This window comes from Marinobacter sp. JSM 1782161 (genome assembly GCF_011421605.1).
GTDB classification, from domain to species: Bacteria; Pseudomonadota; Gammaproteobacteria; order Pseudomonadales; family Oleiphilaceae; genus Marinobacter_A; species Marinobacter_A bohaiensis.
The window spans coordinates 64,511-82,108 of record NZ_WSSA01000005.1; the positions used below are offsets into that span (position 1 = coordinate 64,511).

The following is a 17,598-nucleotide window of genomic DNA, read 5'->3' on the forward strand; positions in this document are numbered from 1 at the left end:
TGGTCAACGCGCTGTCCGTGGTTACCGCCGGGCAACGCGCAAGGATTCCCGTTCTTTCACTTCTTGATTTTGGTATACCATAATACAGAATGCCAAGATAAACGAGGAGAGCAAGCATGGCAAAAGGCTACTGGATCGCCCACGTCACGGTGACCGCCCCCGAGGCGTACGCCGCCTATCAGGCCCTGGCCCCGGAGGCCTTCCAGGCCCACGGTGCCCGCTTTGTCGCCCGTGGCGGCCACAACCAGGCGCTCGAAGGCCGGGCAACGCCCCAGCGCACGGTGGTCATCGAGTTTCCCAGCTACCAGCAGGCACTGGATTGCTACCACTCGGACGCCTACCGCAAGGCGCGAGCCGCGCGCCAGGATGCGGCGGAGGTGGATATCGTGATTGTGGAGGGAGTGAGCTAGAGCAACAGGTCGTCAAACGGCGTTGTCAGCAGAGTATCCAGCAAGGCCTGGCCGGCCACCGACAGTCCCCGCTCGGAAGACTGAAGCACCCCGATCGGCCGCTCGATGACGGGATCGCGCAGCGCCAGGCAGCGGGCGCCCAGCTCCCGCATCTGGCCGATACACAGGGCCGGCACAACGCTGACACCGAGGCCGCTGGCGACCATCCGGCCCACCGTCGAGAGCTGGTGGCTCTCGAACTCCACGGGCAGCGTCTGTTCCCGGGAAGCCAGGGCGTCTTCCAGCATGTAGCGCACTGCAGACGGCCGTTGCAGGGCAATGAAGGGGTATTCCAGCAGCTGGCTCCAGACGATGTCACGCGCCGCCGCCAGTGGCGAATCCGCCGGCACCACGGCCACGAAGCGGTCGACGTACAGCGGCGTGAAGGACAAACGTGCGGCGGCCGGTGGCTCGAAGGCCAGGCCCAGTTCCACCTGGCCGATCTGCAACAGGTCGATCACATCTTCATTGATGACGTCCTGGATGGTGACGCCAATCTTGGGGTAGCGCGCCCGGAAATCCTTGAGGATATCGGGCAGCCGGTTACCGGCGAACGAGGGCATGGCGGCCACGGTTACCCGTCCCAGTTCCAGTTCGAAACGCTGGCGTATTTCGTCCCGGGCATTGTCCCAGTCCGCCATCAGCCGACGTGCCAGGGGCAGCAGCGCCTCGCCCTCCGGCGTCAGCCGCACGTTGCGTGTGGTGCGGCTGAACAGGGCACCGCCGAGGCTCTCCTCCAGCGCCTTGATCGACAGGCTCAGGGCCGACTGCGACAGGTGCAGCCGCTCGCAGGCCTGGGCAAAACTCAGTGTCTGGGCCACCGCCAGGAAGGCCCGCAACTGTTTAACGGTCATGACTCATTCCCGGGCTGATTCAACCGGTTAGCGCTTGCGCCTCATAATTATTTTATTAAACCAATTAATTTATCGAAAATACAAACTTAACAAATAAGAAGCCGGCCGCGAGACTCTGGTCAATACAGCAACAACAACACAGAGGAGACGGCACTATGGCCGGATTCGATAAGCGCGTGAGCTCCTACGAAGAGGCCATGGCGGGCCTGGAAGACGGCATGACCCTGCTGGCCGGCGGCTTCGGGCTGTGCGGCATCCCGGAAAACCTGATCGCCGAGATCCAGCGCAAGGGCACTCGCAACCTCACCGTGGCCTCTAATAACTGCGGCGTCGACGGCTTCGGCCTGGGCCTGCTGCTGGAGGACCGCCAGATCCGCAAGATGATCGCCTCCTACGTGGGCGAAAACGCCCTGTTCGAGAAACAGCTGCTCGACGGCGACCTGGAAGTGGAACTTACCCCGCAGGGCAACCTGGCCGAACGCATGCGCGCGGCCGGCGCCGGTATTCCCGCCTTCTTCACCGCCACGGGCTACGGCACCCGCATCGCCGAGGGCAAGGAGACCCGCCGGTTCGGCGACCGCCACTATGTGCTGGAAGAGGCTCTCGGCGGCGATTTCGCCATCGTGAAGGGCTGGAAGGCCGACACCTACGGCAACGTCATCTATCGTCACACCGCCCGTAATTTCAATCCGCTGGTCGCCATGGCGGGCAAGGTCACCGTCGTCGAAGTGGAAGAGATCGTGGCCCCGGGCGAACTGGACCCCGCCGCGATCCATACCCCCGGCATCTACGTCGACCGGCTGATCTGCGGCACCTTCGAGAAACGGATCGAGAAGCGGACCGTGCGCGGCTGAACGCCGGATCATTCCATCGTCCGCCGACCTAATCAGAACAAGAGGAACAGACCATGGCACTGACCCGCGAACAGATGGCGCAACGTGTCGCCGCCGAACTGGAAGACGGCTTCTACGTCAATCTGGGAATTGGCATCCCGACCCTGGTGGCCAATTATGTCCCGACCGGCATTGATGTCATGCTCCAGTCAGAGAACGGCCTGCTCGGCATGGGGCCCTTCCCCACCGAAGAGCAGGTCGATCCGGACATGATCAACGCCGGCAAGCAGACGGTGACCGCGCAGGCCGGCGCCTCCATCGTCGACTCGGCCGACTCCTTCGCCATGATCCGCGGCGGGCACGTCGACCTGACGGTGCTGGGCGCCTTTGAAGTGGATGTGCAGGGCAACATCGCCTCCTGGATGGTACCGGGCAAGCTGGTGAAGGGTATGGGCGGCGCCATGGACCTGGTGGCCGGCGCAGAGAACATCATCGTCACCATGACCCATGCCTCCAAGTCCGGGGAACCCAAGCTGTTGCAGGCATGCACCCTGCCCCTGACCGGGGCCGGCTGCATCAAGCGAGTGCTGACGGATCTGGCCTACCTTGAGATCGAGGGCGGCCGCTTCATCCTCAAGGAACGCGCACCCGGGGTGAGTGTCGAGGAAATCATCGAGAAAACCGGCGGTGAACTGACGGTCCCGGACCATGTGCCGGAGATGACCGTCACCGGATAAACCGGTTGCGGAAGCCAGCGAATCACACCAGCCCCGGACTCCGGGGCTTTCGTGGTTACATTGCCCACATCGCGGCAATGCTGGCGTGTCGCCCCAGCTTTGCGAATCCGACAACGATACAAACACAATAAACGGAGTACCCGACCCATGCTCAATCGCGCATCGAAACCCTTCGTCCGGCTGGTGGAGCGCTACCTGCCCGACCCGTATATTTTTGTCCTGCTGCTCACCCTGGTGGTCTTCGTCGCCGCCATGGGCGTGGAAGGCCAGTCGCCGACGGCCGTCGTCGGCATGTGGGGCGATGGCTTCTGGAACCTGCTGACGTTCTCCATGCAGATGCTGCTGGTGCTGATCAGCGGCTACATGCTGGCCAATACCCCGCTGGTGAAAGGCATCCTCGACCGGATCGCCGCGCTGGCCCGTTCGCCGGGTCAGGCGATCATCCTGGTGACCTTCGTCGCGCTGGTCGCCAGTTGGATCAACTGGGGCTTCGGCCTGGTCGTGGGCGCGCTGTTCGCCAAGGCGCTGGCCCGACGGATCCAGGTCCACTATCCGCTGCTTATTGCCAGCGCCTACTCCGGGTTCATCGTCTGGCACGGCGGCCTGGCCGGCTCAATTCCTCTGACCATCGCCACTGAAGGCCATTTCGCCCAGGACATGATCGGCGTCATCGGCACCGGCGACACCATCTTTGCCTTCTTCAACCTGGCCATCGTCGTCGGTCTGTTCATCCTGGTGCCCGTAGTTAACCGCCTGATGCTGCCGCCGCAGAGCGAGAGCATTTTCGTCGATCCCGGAAAGCTGGACGATGGCCGCGCCGAGAAGCCCACCATCACGCGCCCGGCGGAACACCTGGAGAACAGCCGCATCCTCGCCTGGCTGGTGGGTTTTGCCGGCCTGGCGTTTGCCTTCCAGTACTTCACACAGGGCGGCGGCCTCAACCTGAACATCGTCAACTTCATGTTCCTGTTCCTCGCTATCATCCTGCACCAGACACCGCGCCGCCTGCTGACCAGTCTGAACGAAGCCATCAGCGGCGGTGCCGGCATCGTCATTCAGTTCCCGTTCTACGCAGGCATCATGGCGATCATGACCCAGTCCGGCCTGGCGGGCACCATCTCCAGCGGCTTCGCGTCCATCGCCAGCGCCGAGACCCTGCCGTTCTGGAGCTTTATCAGCGCCGGCGTGGTCAACATTTTCGTGCCCTCCGGTGGCGGTCAATGGGCGGTGCAGGCCCCGGTCATGATACCCGCAGCCCAACAGCTCGGCGCCGACATCCCGCGCGTGGCCATGGCCGTCGCCTGGGGCGATGCCTGGACCAACCTGCTGCAGCCGTTCTGGGCCCTCCCGGTGCTGGCCATCGCCGGCCTCAAGGCCAAGGACATCATGGGCTACTGCCTGTTACTGCTGTTCATCACCGGCGTGCTGATCAGCCTGGGGCTGACGTTCCTGTAGAACGGCCCGAGCCGTTCGCGCCGGGCCTCGCGCCAGCGGGGCCCGGCAGCGTTTCCGGCACTGTGTCCATTACGGGCCGACAACCGTTCATTCGGCCCGCAGCAGTGCCTGACCGGTTTTGGAAGCCGGTTTACGACCCAACTCGCCGCTGATCCAGTGCCCCACCTCAACCAGTTGTGGCAGGCCGACACCGGTGGTTACGCCCATCCCGTTGAGCATGTACACCACGTCCTCGGTGGCGACGTTGCCCGACGCGCCCCTGGCGTAGGGGCAGCCCCCCAGTCCGGCGACGGCGCTGTCCACCGTGGCAACACCCAGTTGCATCACCGCGTAAAGATTGGCCAGCGCCTGGCCATAGGTATCGTGAAAATGTGCCGCCAGGTGCTCAATGGGCACATGGCCGGCGACGGTTTCCACCATCTGCCGGGCTTTCAGCGGGGTGCCTGTACCGATTGTGTCTCCCAGCGATATTTCATAGCAGCCCATGCGGTAGAGTCGGTCCGCCACCTCCGCCACGGCCATGGGGCTGATCTCGCCCTCGTAAGGGCAGCCCAGCACACAGGAGACGTAGCCCCGCACCCGGACACCCGTCTCGCGGGCCGCCTCCACCACCGGTCGGAAACGTTCCAGGCTCTCGACGATGGAACAGTTGATGTTTCGCTGGGAAAAACTTTCCGACGCAGCGCCGAATACCGCCACCTCCTCAACTCCGGCGGCACGCGCCGCCTCGAAGCCCTTGAGGTTGGGCACCAGCGTGGGATAGGACACCCCCGGCCGACGCCGGACCGCTGCAAACACCTCAGCGCTGCCCGCCATCTGCGGCACCCATTTCGGAGACACGAAGGCCCCCGCCTCGACCACCGACAACCCGGTGTCGGCCAGCCGCTCGATCAGCGCCACTTTCACATCCGGGCCAATGATCCCGGCTTCGTTCTGAAGGCCGTCGCGCGGGCCGACCTCCACAATCTTGACCGTCTCTGGAATCGCCATGATATCCCTCTCTCGGTACCCGTTCTGCCGCTGTTCAGGACTGGTTGGCGTACAGTGGTGTGCCTTTGGCAAAGCCGCGGACGTGGAAGATCTGCGACCCACGGCCCTGATCCCAATCGTTGGTAAAAATCAGTAACTCGCTGGTTCCGGGGCGGAACGCCATGCTGGTGGATCGCAGGTTGTGGCCATCGTCCCGCCCCGGAAGCAGAATCTGACCAATAGGCATGCCGTTGCGGTTGAACACCAGAATACGGCCCTGGCCATACATCGCGACGTAGACATTGCCGTCCTGGTCGGTTCGGATCGAATCCGGCGCCGGGCCGGTAAACTGGTAGGGTACCGCCGTGCCGAACGGAGCAATCGTGGTGGCGTCGCTCAAGCCGATACGGTGCAGCCGGCCGGCGCTGAATTCCGTGGTCCACAATACCTTGCCCTGCGGTCCCAGCGCGATACCGTTGGCGATGGCCATGTCAGGCAACACCGGCGTGATCGTGGACCGATCCGGAGAAACGTAATAAACGCCACCGATCTTCTCGGTGGACGTACCCCGGAAATCGGTAAAATAGAAACCACCCTGGGCGTCGAATACGAGGTCGTCCGGAAGATATCCCTGCTCCGGGCCGACCACCGTTTCCATGTCCGAGCCATCCGGCCGGATCGAGACCACGCTACCAGTGTCCCTGAAGTTACCTAACCCGGCGATATAGAGTCGGCCGTTCCGGTGGATCGCTACCCCCGCCGGTGCCAAGTCGTTCTCCCCCAGGATCGTGGACAACTCCCGTTCCGGCGTCAGCTTGAATACGCGACCACCGAACACTTCCACAAAATACAGATTGCCGGCGCGGTCAAATGCCGGGCCTTCCAACTGCAATCCTTCATCCGACACCTTGAACCAGGGCTCGGCGGTAATGGTTTGTAGTCCGCGCTCGCTGGGCGGGATTGGCGCCGGTCCCTGATTACTCGACTGATACGACAGGGTCGGATAGGCCGCATGAGCCACGGCCACGGCACCGACAAGCACCGCGATGACGGCAATCTGAATAATTTTTCGCATGCTGCAGTCCTCTTTCTTTTTGTGGTTTACTCTGCGCCGCCCGGCCCCGCACCGCCGCCAATCGAGCAGCGGTGCAAGCGCGCCTCAGCCGCGCAGGGACTTGAGAATCGCCTCGGCGACGTTCACCCGCACCTTGCCCTGGGCCACCAGTTCCTGGGCCACCTTGTCGACCTCGTCGCCGGTGGCGCCGACCATGACCGCGATGTTCTTCGCGTGCAGGGCCATGTGACCTTTCTGAATACCGGTGGTCGCCAAAGCCTTAAGGGCGGCGAAGTTCTGGGCCAGGCCGACGGCGGCGATGGTGCAGGCCAGTCGTTCAGCGGTCTGGATGCCCATGATGTCCAGCGCAATGCGGGCCGTAGGATGCGAACGCGTGGCGCCGCCGATCAGTCCCACCGCCAGCGGCATCTCGATGGTGCCGGTAAGGTTGCCGTCGGCATCCACTTCCCAGCGAGTCAGCGAACGGTACTGGCCGGAGCGGGCGGCGTAGGCATGTGCCCCCGCTTCCACGGCGCGAGTGTCGTTGCCGGTCGCCAGCACCACCGCGCTGACGCCATTCATGACGCCCTTGTTGTGGGTCGCTGCCCGGTAGGGATCGATGTCGGCGAAGTCGTAGGCCGCCAGGATGCCGTCCCGAACCTCAGCACCGCCGATGTCCTCCAGCGACCAGGTGGCTCGGGCCCGCGCCAGGCGACGATCCGCCAGGTTGGACAGGATGCGCAGGTAGGTACGCCCGCCGGTCCATTCCGCAACCCGCGGTGCCACCGCCTCGGCCATGGAATTGACGGCGTTGGCCCCCATCGCGTCACGGGTGTCCACCACCAGGTGGGTGACCACCATAGGGCCGTCGCGCCCCTCCAGAACGCGCACTTCCACGTCGCGAAAGCCGCCGCCGTGTTTCAGCAACACCGGGTCGGTGTCATCGCAGATCGCCTGAATGTCGGATTTGTGCTCCAAAATCTGCAAGCGGGCAAACTCAGGATTGGTGACGCCCACCAATTGCACCTGGGCGATCATCAGCGAACCGGACATGGCGGTGGTGAACCCGCCGCTGCCACGGCACTGGCGGGCGGCATTGCAGACCGCGGCGACCACCGAGGACTCCTCGGTCGCCATGGGCACCAGCACCTCCTGCCCGTCAACCACCATGTTGGTGGCCACTCCCAGGGGAATGTTGAGGGTGCCGATGACGTTCTCGATCATGGAATCGGCGGTGGCCGCATCCAGGTTGCCGGTATCCGCCAGATGGGCGATGGCGTCGTCACCCAGACCGGCGGTTTCCGCCACCTTCTGCAGGCGCTCCCGGGGGGACAGTTTGTGCAGCCCGGGAATGCGGGATGTGGTCGTAGTCATGGTCAGTCTTCTCCTGTAATCAGGGCCGTGCGGGCTGCGCAATCTGCTCCGGCAGCCAGGTCACGATGTCGGGGAATAGGATGAACAGCGCCAGGGCCAGCAGCTGCAGGATCAGGAACGGCACAATCGCCCGGTAGACGGTCTCCATGCCGATGCCGTCGGGTAGCACGCCCTTGATGTAGAACAGCGTGTAGCCGAAGGGCGGCGTGATGTAGGCCATCTGGGCGGTGATCAGGAACAGGACACCGAACCAAAGCGGATCGAAATCGAAGGCATGGATGATCGGCAGGAACACCGGCACGCACAGCAGGATGATGCCGATCTCATCCAGGAACAGGCCCAGGAACACCAGCACCAGCATCATCGCCAGCAACACCAGCCAGCGGTTGACCTCCAGGTCCTGAATGAACTGCAGCAGGGAATCGGCGCCGCCGGTGCCGGTAAAGATCGACACGAAGATCTTGGCGCCGATGGTGATCCACATGATCATGGTGGTCACCCGCAAGGTATCCATCGCCGCCGCCCGCAGGTTGCCCAGGTTCAGCTCGCGCTGGAAGGCCGCGGAGATCATCGCGCCCACCACACCAACCGCCGCGGCCTCTGTGGGCGTGGCAATACCCGCGTAGATACTACCCAGCACCGCGAACACGATCAGCGTCGGCAGAATCAGCGACTTGAGGGAGGCGAACATCTCGCGCAGGTCGACCGTGCCGTTCAACTCACGAGGGGCCTTATCTGGCTGCAGGGTGGCCCGCAGCACGATGTAGGCCACGTAGAGCCCGGCCAGCACCAGACCCGGAACGATGCCGGCGGCAAACATCTTGCCCACCGAAATCTGCGCCGTGGCCGCGTAGACGATGGTGATGATCGACGGCGGAATCAGGATCCCCAGCGTGCCACCCGCGCATATCGTGCCCAGGGCGAGACGCTGGTCGTAGCCACGCTGGAGCATCGACGGCAGCGCCAGGATGCCCATCGCCGCCACCGCCGCGCCGACGATCCCGGTCATCGCCGCCATCACCGTGCAGATGGCAACGGTACCTACGGCCAGGCCGCCGGGCAGGCGCCGGAACCAGAGTTCCATGGCCCGGTACAGGGCCTCGATGATGCCCGAACGCTGCAACACGCTGGCCATCAGCACATAGAGTGGAATCGCCAGAAGTATGTCCGAGGTCATGGCATCGAAGGTCTGCAGCACCGTCAGGACCAGGGCGTCAGTGCCCCAGAGCGCGATGGTGAAGAGGACCGCCAGCGACGACAGCACGAATGCCAGGGGCATGCCGCTCAACAGTAGCACCAGCAGACCCACGAACATCATCGACAGGACCAGGGTGGAACTCATACCGCCACCTCCCGGCCCAGTGCACGACGTGCCGCCAGTACAGTTTCCGCCAGGGCCTGCAGGAGCAGCAGTCCGAAGGCGACGGGAATCAGCGCCTTCACCGGCCAGATCGCAGGGTTCCAGGCGGTGAAGGAAGTTTCACCGCTGTTGTAGGCGTTCATCGCCACAGGCAGGCTCTGATCGATGAAAATCACCGCGATGACAACAATCAGCGGATAGGTCAGGCAATCGATGGCTCCAGCCATGCGCGGGGACAGCTTGCCGTAGAGGATGTCGACGTTAACGTGCCCCGCCGTGTGCAACAGGTAGGGCCCGGCCAGCATGAAATAAGGGCCGAACAGCAACGTCGACAGCTCCATGGCCCAGACGGTGGGCGCGTCGAAGAAGTATCGGGCCACCACTTCGTAGCTGATCACCGCCACCATGACAAAGACCAGCGCGGAAACGGCACCGGCCACCCAGCGGTTGACCGCCGTAATGCAACGGCAGTAGCCAAGAAGAACAGGCATAGTAAACCTCAGCAGGGGATGGCTGCCCGGCCGGCAGGCCGGGCAGCTACGTCAGTAACGGATGCGATCAGTCGATCAGATCGAGCTCTTTCATGAAGGCGATCTGGCTGTCCAGCACCCGGTTGGCCAGCTCGTCGTCACCGGCAGCCTTACGCCAGGCTTTCATCGCGGTGGGACGGCCCTCGGCGACGATTTCCGGGCTCAGGTGAATCACTTCGACACCCTGCTCCTCGAACTTCTTCAGCGCCACCGCGTCCTGGGCCAGGATATGCTGGCGCAGGGACGAGGAGATTTCCCGTGCAGCCACCGCCAGCGCCGTCTGGTAGGACTCCGGCAGCTTGTTATAAGCGGCCTGGTTGGCCACGTAACTGGTAGCCGTGGTGGGCTGGTGGAAGCCGGGCACCACGACGTAGTCCGCCACTTCCCCCAGACCCGCTTCGAGGTTGGCGGTCAGGTCGCCGCGGTCGGCAAAGTCGATGACGCCCTTTTCCAGGGCCTGATACACCTCGGCAGTGGGCAGGCCGGTGGTGGCAACGCCGAATTCACCCATCACCGCGCTGGCCAGCCCCACGAAACGCCCTTTCTTACCCTTCAGATCGTCCAGGGAGTTGAGCGGGAACTTGGCGTGGATGGGCTCCTGACCGTAGACGGTCGGCGCAATGTAGAACAGACCCGCCTTGGCGTATGCTTCGCGCGCCATCTCCAGACCGCCCTTCTCGTAGAACCAGGCCTCGTACTGGTCCGGCTCGGGGAAACCGAAAGGCACGGTACTGGTGAAAGCAAAGGCCGGGATGGAACCGGCCTCGTAGCCGTCAAAGGTTTTCATCATTTGGAAGGCGCCGGCTCGCACAGCTTCGAACGCCTGGGCCGACGGCGCCAGCTGGCCACCGGCGAAGAGGCGAATCTGGAATTTGCCATCGGTCAGGTCGGCAACCCGCTGGACGAACTGTTTCTCGTACTCGTAGGGCGTGGTCCCGGCGTCCCACAGTGCCTGCATGCGCCAGTTCACGCTGGGCAGCTCGTCGGCTGCAGCCAGTCCCGGCAGGGCCGCGCTCGCGGCAACGAGCAGGGACGCGGCCATCGATTTAAGAAAACTGCGACGGTTGTTATTGGCCTGTAATTTCATGACGTTCTCCGTTGTGAGTGGCGACGTCCTCCGTTCAGGGAATGGCGGACGCGCCACATTTTCTTATCGAACCTGATCTTTTATAGAAGCTGTTTTCCGGTCGCTCCGGGTTGTCCCGGGTGTCCGCCACTGCAGCGACGACCTCCGGAACCCGCGGCCCGACTCGCCCATCGTCTCCGGAGATTATTTCCGGCTGGACTTCTGTGCGGATCCTGTACAAAACTTAGGACAGTGACAAAAACTGAACAAGGTACAATTTGCCAAATTGTCCCATGCACTGTACCCAGAAAAATAAGGGTACAATCCAGGTGAAGGTATGAATCAGCAACCCGCGCGAGCCCAGCAGATCGCGGACACAATCGTCAGCCAGATCGAGAAGGGAGAACTCACCGCCGGCACCCGACTGCCATCGATTCGCAGCGCCGCACAGGGCTTTGGCGTCTCCAAGAACACCATCATCGACGCTTACGACAGACTGGTCGCCACTGGCTATGTCACGCCGCGGCGAGGTTCGGGCTTCTACGTGGAAGCGGCCCGGCCGGCCCATCCGGACATCAAGCCCGAGCACTTCACCGAAGCGGTGGACCTGATCTCACTGTTGCGCGAGCAGTTGAACCAGCATTACGAAGTGCGCGCCGGCGATGGACGTTTGCCCGCCAGCTGGATGGAAAACGCCGATATCCGGCGTCAGTTCAAGCGCATCGCGCCCACCAACGACAACGGTGACGAGTTCGAGTACGGCAACCCACAGGGACTGCTGGGACTGCGCGAAGACATCTCCCGCACCCTGACGGACCGCGCCATCAGCGCTCACCCGGATCAGGTGCTGCTCACCTTCGGTGCCAATCACGCCCTCGACCTGATCGTGCGGCACTTTGTCGACGCGGGGGAACCGGTGCTGGTGGAAACACCCGGCTATTACCCGATGTTCGGCAAACTCCGCCTACAGCGGGCCAGGACCATCGGCGTACCCCGCGGGCCCGCGGGCCTGGACCTGGAACGCCTGGAACAGGCCATTCGCGAGCACAGGCCCCGCTTGCTGTTTGTCCAGCCCATGGCGCACAACCCCACCGGCACCTCGATGCCCCTGCAGAACATGCACGCCGTGCTGCGCATTGCGGAACAGCACGACCTGACCATCATCGAGGACGACCCGTTCGGCGACATTCTGCCCCGTTCCGCGCCCCACCTCGCGTCGCTGGATGCCCTCAACCGCGTGATCTACGTCGGCACCTTTTCCAAGACCCTGTCCGCGAGCCTGCGCTGCGGCTACGTTGCCGCCAGCCGCAAACTGATCCGGTCACTGACCGACATCAAGATGCTGACGGTGGTGAACGGCTCCAGCGTGATCGAGCGAATGATCCACGAGATGATCGTGCGTGGCCGCTACCGCCGCCACATGACCCGACTGCGGGACCGCGTTGCCAAGGCCGGCGCCGAAGCGGTGGCCGCCCTTCAGCAGGCCGGTATCGACAACATCCAGCCGCCAACCGGCGGTTACTACGTCTGGTGCCCGCTACCAGCGCATGTGGACGGCATCGAGCTGGCCCACAAGGCTTCAAACCAAGGCATCTTCCTGGCGCCAGGCCATCTGTTCACGCTGTCGGATCAGGACGCCGGCTCGGCCCTGCGAATCAACATCGCCCACGCCCGGCATCCGCGGCTGCTCGACTTTCTAAGGGAGGAGATCGTCGGACCGGGGCGCCGTTCGTGATGCCCCGGACGATCAGTTAGGACTGGAAAACCGCGCCCGGTAATCCGTTGGCAAAATGGCGAGGTACTTGCGGAAGGTGCGACGCAGCTGCTCATCCGACGAAAAGCCGCAGCGGAAGGCAATGCTTTTCAGGGGCAATTCCGTGTCCTGCAGCAGGCGACGGGCCTTGTCGAGACGCGAGCGCTCGACAAATTCCAGAGGACTCATACCGGTCTCTTTCTGGAACAGCCGCGTGAGATGGCGCAGGCTCATGGCGGCTTCCTCCGCCAGTTCGCTGGACGTGAACGGCGTCTCCAGGTGATCCATGATCCAGGCCTGAATGCGTCGCACGGCGGAGGACTGGGACATCTGACTGGCGAGATCCGCACTGAACTGGGATTGCCCGCCCGGGCGCTTGAGGAAAATCACCAGATCCCGCGCCACCTCCAGCGCCAGCTTGTGACCGCAGTCCCGCTCGACGAAGGCCAGCGACAGGTCGATGGCAGCGCTCACCCCGGCCGACGTCCAGAGGTTGCCCTGCTGGATGAAAATGGCGTCCACGTCCACCTCAACCGCAGGAAACCGCTCCTCCAGTCGTTTCGACATGCGCCAGTGGGTGGTCGCCCGCCGGCCGTCCAGCAAGCCGGCCTGCGCCAGGAAGAAGGTGCCGGTGCACAGGGCGGCAAAGCGTTTGATCCGCGGTGCGGCGGATGTCACCCAGTCGATCACGCCCTGGGCGTTGGCCATGGACCCTTCAATGTCGTGGGCGCCGGCCACCAGGGCGGTGTCAGGCAGATCGTCCGGGTCCAGGGATTGGGCGGCGTCGAGCGTCATCACCGTATCGGACGTCACCGGCCCGGCCACGGCGGCGGCCACGCGGATGTCGTAGAACGGAGCCATTCCCTGGCTTTCCAGGTGCTTGTTAGCATAGGTGAACACCGTCAGCGGGCCGATCGCCTCCAGTGATTTGAACCCCGGATAGATGACCAGATCGACGCGGTGTCTCTGGCGTTCGGACATGCAGAACCTCTTCACTGAATGGCGGATGGTGCGCCGTGTCCAAATTTACAGGCGATGTGTCCCTGATCCGGGGCAATTCGACGGGCAGAGCGCGGCGGCGTGCATTATCCTAATCGAATTGCATGGCACATCGAAATTGAGGAGAAGCTACTGATGAAATCCCGCGCGGCCGTGGCCTTTGGCCCCAACAAGCCTCTGGAAATCGTTGAAGTCGACGTGGAACCGCCCAAGGCTGGCGAGGTGCTGGTGCGCATCGTCGCGACCGGCGTGTGCCACACCGACGCCTACACCCTGTCCGGCGCCGATCCGGAAGGCCTGTTCCCGACCATTCTCGGTCACGAAGGCGGCGGCATTGTCGAAGCCGTCGGCGAAGGCGTGACTTCCCTGGAAGTCGGTGATCACGTGATCCCGCTCTACACCGCCGAGTGCGGCGAGTGTAAGTTCTGCACCTCCGGCAAGACCAACCTGTGCGGCTCCGTGCGCGCCACCCAGGGCAAGGGCGTCATGCCGGACGGCACCAGCCGCTTCAGCTACAACGGCGAGCCGCTGTACCACTACATGGGCACCTCCACCTTCTCCGAGTACACGGTACTGCCGGAAGTGTCCCTGGCCAAGATTCCCAAGGAAGCCCCGCTGGACAAGGTCTGCCTGCTGGGTTGCGGCGTCACCACCGGCATCGGTGCGGTGCTGAACACCGCCAAAGTCGAAGAGGGCGCCACCGTGGCCATCTTTGGTCTGGGCGGCATCGGCCTGGCGGCGATCATCGGCGCCAAGATGGCCAAGGCCGGGCGCATCATCGCGATCGACATCAACCCGTCCAAGTTCAAGATCGCCGAAGAGCTGGGCGCGACCGATTTCGTCAACCCGAAGGACCACGACAAGCCGATCCAGGAAGTCATCGTCGAGATGACCGACGGCGGCGTCGACTACTCCTTCGAGTGCGTGGGTAATGTCGAGCTGATGCGTTCCGCTCTGGAGTGCTGCCACAAGGGCTGGGGCGAATCCATCATCATCGGCGTCGCCGGCGCCGGCGAGGAAATCAGCACCCGTCCGTTCCAGCTGGTCACCGGCCGGGTCTGGAAAGGCTCCGCTTTCGGCGGCGTAAAGGGCCGCACCGAGCTGCCCGGCTACGTGGAAAAAGCCGAGAAAGGCGAGATTCCGCTGGATACCTTCATCACCCACAACATGAAGCTCGAAGACATCAACGAAGCGTTCGAGCTGATGCACGAAGGCAAGAGCATCCGCACCGTCATTCACTACTGATGACGCATCCCCCAGGCCCTCCCCGGGCCTGGGGGCATTTCCCTCAGACCAGCTCCAGCAGCGCAGGCAACCGCCCCAGCGCCGTTCGCCGCTCCTCGTCCCAGGCGTGGGCGAAACTGATCCGCAAGCCGTTCGAGAACGCCCCAACCGCCGAGAACAGTGACCCCGGCGTCAGCACGATGCCTTCCTGCAAGGCCTTCGAATAAGCCGTCAACGTATCCACCCCCTCCGGCAATTCCAGCCACACTGCCAGCCCGCCCTGCGGCTGCGTCATCCGAACCGGCACCCGCCAGTCCCGAAGCATCGAAAGGAGTCGGTCACGGCGTTCGCGCAGCAGCCCGCGTTGGCGCCGTAAGTGGGCCGCATAGCCACCATCTTCCATGAACTCCGCCACGCCCTGTTGCAGGTAGCGACTGCTGGCCAGTTGCGTGACCAGCTTGAGGTGCAGGATCTGACGATGCCAGCGGGCGCCGGAGATCCAGCCCAGACGCAGGTCCCGCGACAGGGACTTGGAGAACGAGCCGCAGAGGATCACCCGGTCGTCCCGATCCAGCGCCTTGAGGGGGTCGGGCACCTGGGCAAAACCGGTCTCGGCGTATATGTCGTCTTCGATGACCGCCAAGTCGTGGCGTCCGGCGAGGTCCAGCAGTTGCCGCCTTGCCGCGTCGGGCATAAGTGCTCCGCCCGGCGTGGCAAACGCCGGGGACACCACACAGGCGCGCACCGGCCAGCGCTCCAACACTTCTGCCAGCGCGGCCATGTCCATGCCGGTTTCCGGCGAGGTCGGCACCTCGACCACCCGCAGATCCAGCTGCTCCAGCAGCTGCAGGACGCCGTAGAAGCCGGGCGACTCCACCGCCACCACGTCGCCGGCCCGGCAGGTTGCCATCAGCGCCAGAAACAGCGCGTGCTGACAGCCGGAGGTGATGCACAGCCGGTCCGGGCTCACCCGCCACCCCCGCCTCGCCGCCTGCGATGCCAGCTGCTCCCGCAGCGAAAGATGTCCCATGGGCTCATCGTAGTACTGGAACTGACCGTCCCGCTGCCGTCGCAGGGCGCGACCGATGGCGCGATTCAGGGCCACGATTCCGGGCGGCGGTTCGCCGGAAGGTGCGTCCGGCAGCAGATCGAAGGCGGCACTGCGCCGCATGATGTCGAGAAACAGATCACTGACCGTCACCGGCAGCGGCGCGCTGATCTGCCCTGCTGCCTGGGGCCGTGGTGGCGCGTCGTCAGGCGTGGTGGTCACAAAATAGCCGGCCTTGGGATAGGCCTCCACCACGCCGCGCGCCTCCAGCCGGTGCAGGGCGTGGAGCACCGTGACCTTGGATCGCCCCTGCTGAGCACACAGTGCCCGAATAGAAGGCAGGCGATCGCCCGGTCGCCATCGGCCGGCACGAATTTGTTCAAGCAGCCAAGTTTCCAGCGCCTCGTAGTGATAGGGAGCCTTTCGCATGGTATCGGGTTCCATCGAATCTGTACCCATTCAGTATTAATTTTTTATACCTGATCCTATTCCCGATGGACAGGTAGGCTTGCCCGCGATGTCCCCGCTCACCCGGAGTGGGTTGTGCTCGTGAGGAACCTCCATGCAAGAAACCGCCATACTCCTGGCCCGCATCCAGTTCGGCTTCACCGTCTCTTTCCACATCGTTTTCCCCGCCATCACCATCGGCCTGGCCAGCTACCTCGCCGTGCTTGAAGGCTACTGGCTCAGGACGCGAAAACCGGTGTACCGAACCCTCTACCGGTTCTGGAGCCACATCTTTGCGCTGAACTTTGGCATGGGCGTGGTCTCAGGCCTGGTCATGGCTTACGAGTTCGGCACGAACTGGAGCGGGTTCTCCAATTTCGCCGGCGGAATCACCGGGCCGCTGCTGGCCTACGAGGTGCTGACGGCCTTCTTCCTGGAAGCCGGCTTCCTCGGCGTGATGCTGTTCGGCTGGAACCGCGTGGGCGAGAAACTGCATTTCTTTGCCACCCTGATGGTGGCCATCGGCACCCTGATCTCCGCCACCTGGATCCTGGCCTCGAACAGCTGGATGCAGACTCCGGCGGGGTACGAGATCGTCGATGGCCGGGCCGTGCCGGTCGACTGGCTGGCCATCATATTCAACCCCTCGTTTCCTTATCGACTGGTCCACATGGGCCTGGCCGCCTTCCTCAGCACGGCCTTGATGGTCGGTGCCAGCGGCGCCTGGCACCTGTTGCGTGGTAACAACACCCGCGCCGTGCGCAAGATGCTGTCGATGGCGGTGGTCATGCTGGCCCTGACCGCGCCCCTGCAGGTCTTCGTCGGCGATCTTCACGGCCTAAACACGCTGGAACACCAGCCCGCCAAGATTGCCGCCATGGAGGGGCACTGGGAGAACGATCCGTCGGACGCGGGCGTGCCGCTCCTGCTGTTCGGATGGCCGGACAACGAGGCGGAAACCACGCACTTCGCGATCGGCATCCCCCATCTTGCCAGCCTGATCCTGACCCACACCTGGAACGGCGAGATTCCCGCCCTCACAGACTTCCCCGCCGACGAACGCCCCAACGCGGCCGCCGTCTTCTGGAGCTTCCGGGTCATGGTTGGCCTGGGCGTGCTGATGCTGGCTCTGGGACTACTCGGCCTGTGGAGACTCCATCGCGGCACCCTCCACGACAGTCGGGGCTACCTTCGTTTTGCACTGGCCATGGGGCCCGCAGGGCTGATCGCGCTGCTGGCGGGCTGGTACACCACCGAACTGGGACGCCAGCCCTGGGTGGTCTATGGCCTGCTGCGGACGGATGATGCCGCCAGCGCCCACGGCGTGCCCGAACTGACGTTCTCACTGGTGCTGTTCGTTGTGGTGTATGCGCTCATTTTCGGATCGGGCATCAAGTACATGCTGCGCCTGATCAAACGGGGGCCGGATCATGGCTGACATTCATC

Annotated in this window: 15 protein-coding genes and 1 pseudogene; 7 read left to right on the top strand and 9 right to left on the bottom strand. The window is 63.7% G+C overall.

What is annotated here, in order from left to right; all coding sequences use genetic code 11:
• The first annotated feature begins 116 nt into the window (after positions 1-116).
• Entirely contained in the window at positions 117-410 is a 294-nt protein-coding gene (locus GQB00_RS19470) for a DUF1330 domain-containing protein (RefSeq protein WP_165857511.1), read from the top strand.
• On the opposite strand, the gene GQB00_RS19475 is transcribed toward GQB00_RS19470, so the two are convergent.
• On the bottom strand, positions 407-1,303 hold the full coding sequence (locus GQB00_RS19475; protein WP_111498004.1) for a LysR family transcriptional regulator: 897 nt from the start codon (positions 1,301-1,303) through the stop codon (positions 407-409). The genes GQB00_RS19470 and GQB00_RS19475 overlap by 4 nt on opposite strands.
• 155 nt (positions 1,304-1,458) lie before the next feature.
• Between GQB00_RS19475 and GQB00_RS19480 the strand changes: the two genes are divergently transcribed.
• The 3 genes from GQB00_RS19480 (at position 1,459) to GQB00_RS19490 (ending at position 4,328) form a co-directional block, all read left to right on the top strand.
• Complete coding sequence (locus tag GQB00_RS19480) at positions 1,459-2,157, top strand: CoA transferase subunit A (RefSeq protein ID WP_165857512.1); 699 nt, start codon at positions 1,459-1,461, stop codon at positions 2,155-2,157.
• 53 nt (positions 2,158-2,210) lie between these two features.
• Positions 2,211-2,873, top strand: coding sequence for a CoA transferase subunit B (locus GQB00_RS19485; RefSeq protein ID WP_165857513.1), 663 nt, complete (start codon positions 2,211-2,213; stop codon positions 2,871-2,873).
• A 147-nt stretch (positions 2,874-3,020) separates the two neighbouring features.
• Positions 3,021-4,328, top strand: a complete 1,308-nt coding sequence (locus GQB00_RS19490; protein ID WP_165857514.1) for a short-chain fatty acid transporter — start codon at positions 3,021-3,023, stop codon at positions 4,326-4,328.
• An 87-nt stretch (positions 4,329-4,415) separates the two neighbouring features.
• On the opposite strand, the gene GQB00_RS19495 is transcribed toward GQB00_RS19490, so the two are convergent.
• The 6 genes from GQB00_RS19495 to dctP all read right to left on the bottom strand — a co-directional run bounded on the left by GQB00_RS19495 (position 4,416) and on the right by dctP (position 10,702).
• The gene (locus tag GQB00_RS19495) at positions 4,416-5,318 is read right to left on the bottom strand and encodes a hydroxymethylglutaryl-CoA lyase (protein ID WP_111498008.1); all 903 of its coding nucleotides are present in this window, start codon (positions 5,316-5,318) and stop codon (positions 4,416-4,418) included.
• A gap of 34 nt (positions 5,319-5,352) precedes the next feature.
• Complete coding sequence (locus GQB00_RS19500; protein WP_111498009.1) at positions 5,353-6,372, bottom strand: SMP-30/gluconolactonase/LRE family protein; 1,020 nt, start codon at positions 6,370-6,372, stop codon at positions 5,353-5,355.
• Positions 6,373-6,456: 84 nt separating this feature from the next.
• Positions 6,457-7,725 carry a hydroxymethylglutaryl-CoA reductase, degradative gene (locus tag GQB00_RS19505; protein WP_165857515.1) on the bottom strand — a complete coding sequence of 423 codons (1,269 nt, stop codon included), beginning with the start codon at positions 7,723-7,725 and terminating at the stop codon, positions 6,457-6,459.
• Between the two features lie 19 nt (positions 7,726-7,744).
• Positions 7,745-9,067, bottom strand: coding sequence for a TRAP transporter large permease (locus tag GQB00_RS19510; RefSeq protein ID WP_111498011.1), 1,323 nt, complete (start codon positions 9,065-9,067; stop codon positions 7,745-7,747).
• Positions 9,064-9,576 carry a TRAP transporter small permease subunit gene (locus GQB00_RS19515; RefSeq protein WP_111498012.1) on the bottom strand — a complete coding sequence of 171 codons (513 nt, stop codon included), beginning with the start codon at positions 9,574-9,576 and terminating at the stop codon, positions 9,064-9,066. Before GQB00_RS19515 ends, GQB00_RS19510 begins: the two co-directional genes overlap by 4 nt.
• A 67-nt stretch (positions 9,577-9,643) precedes the next feature.
• Positions 9,644-10,702: a TRAP transporter substrate-binding protein DctP gene (gene dctP / locus GQB00_RS19520; RefSeq protein ID WP_111498013.1), complete on the bottom strand. Its 1,059-nt coding sequence runs from the start codon at positions 10,700-10,702 to the stop codon at positions 9,644-9,646.
• A 316-nt stretch (positions 10,703-11,018) separates the two neighbouring features.
• On the opposite strand from dctP, the gene GQB00_RS19525 reads away from it, so the two are divergent.
• Complete coding sequence (locus GQB00_RS19525) at positions 11,019-12,416, top strand: PLP-dependent aminotransferase family protein (protein WP_111498014.1); 1,398 nt, start codon at positions 11,019-11,021, stop codon at positions 12,414-12,416.
• 12 nt (positions 12,417-12,428) lie between these two features.
• Here the strand turns inward: GQB00_RS19525 and GQB00_RS19530 are convergent, their stop codons facing one another.
• Positions 12,429-13,415: a GlxA family transcriptional regulator gene (locus GQB00_RS19530; RefSeq protein ID WP_165857516.1), complete on the bottom strand. Its 987-nt coding sequence runs from the start codon at positions 13,413-13,415 to the stop codon at positions 12,429-12,431.
• A gap of 150 nt (positions 13,416-13,565) precedes the next feature.
• Here GQB00_RS19530 and GQB00_RS19535 point away from each other — a divergent pair, with 150 nt between their 5' ends.
• Complete coding sequence (locus GQB00_RS19535; protein WP_204355878.1) at positions 13,566-14,678, top strand: S-(hydroxymethyl)glutathione dehydrogenase/class III alcohol dehydrogenase; 1,113 nt, start codon at positions 13,566-13,568, stop codon at positions 14,676-14,678.
• Positions 14,679-14,721: 43 nt separating this feature from the next.
• Here GQB00_RS19535 and GQB00_RS19540 read toward each other — a convergent pair whose 3' ends face one another.
• Entirely contained in the window at positions 14,722-16,134 is a 1,413-nt protein-coding gene (locus tag GQB00_RS19540) for a PLP-dependent aminotransferase family protein (protein WP_165857517.1), read from the bottom strand.
• Between the two features lie 133 nt (positions 16,135-16,267).
• Here GQB00_RS19540 and GQB00_RS19545 point away from each other — a divergent pair.
• Positions 16,268-17,587, top strand: a pseudogene (locus GQB00_RS19545) (cytochrome ubiquinol oxidase subunit I); the annotation flags it as partial.
• Positions 17,588-17,598 lie beyond the last annotated feature (11 nt).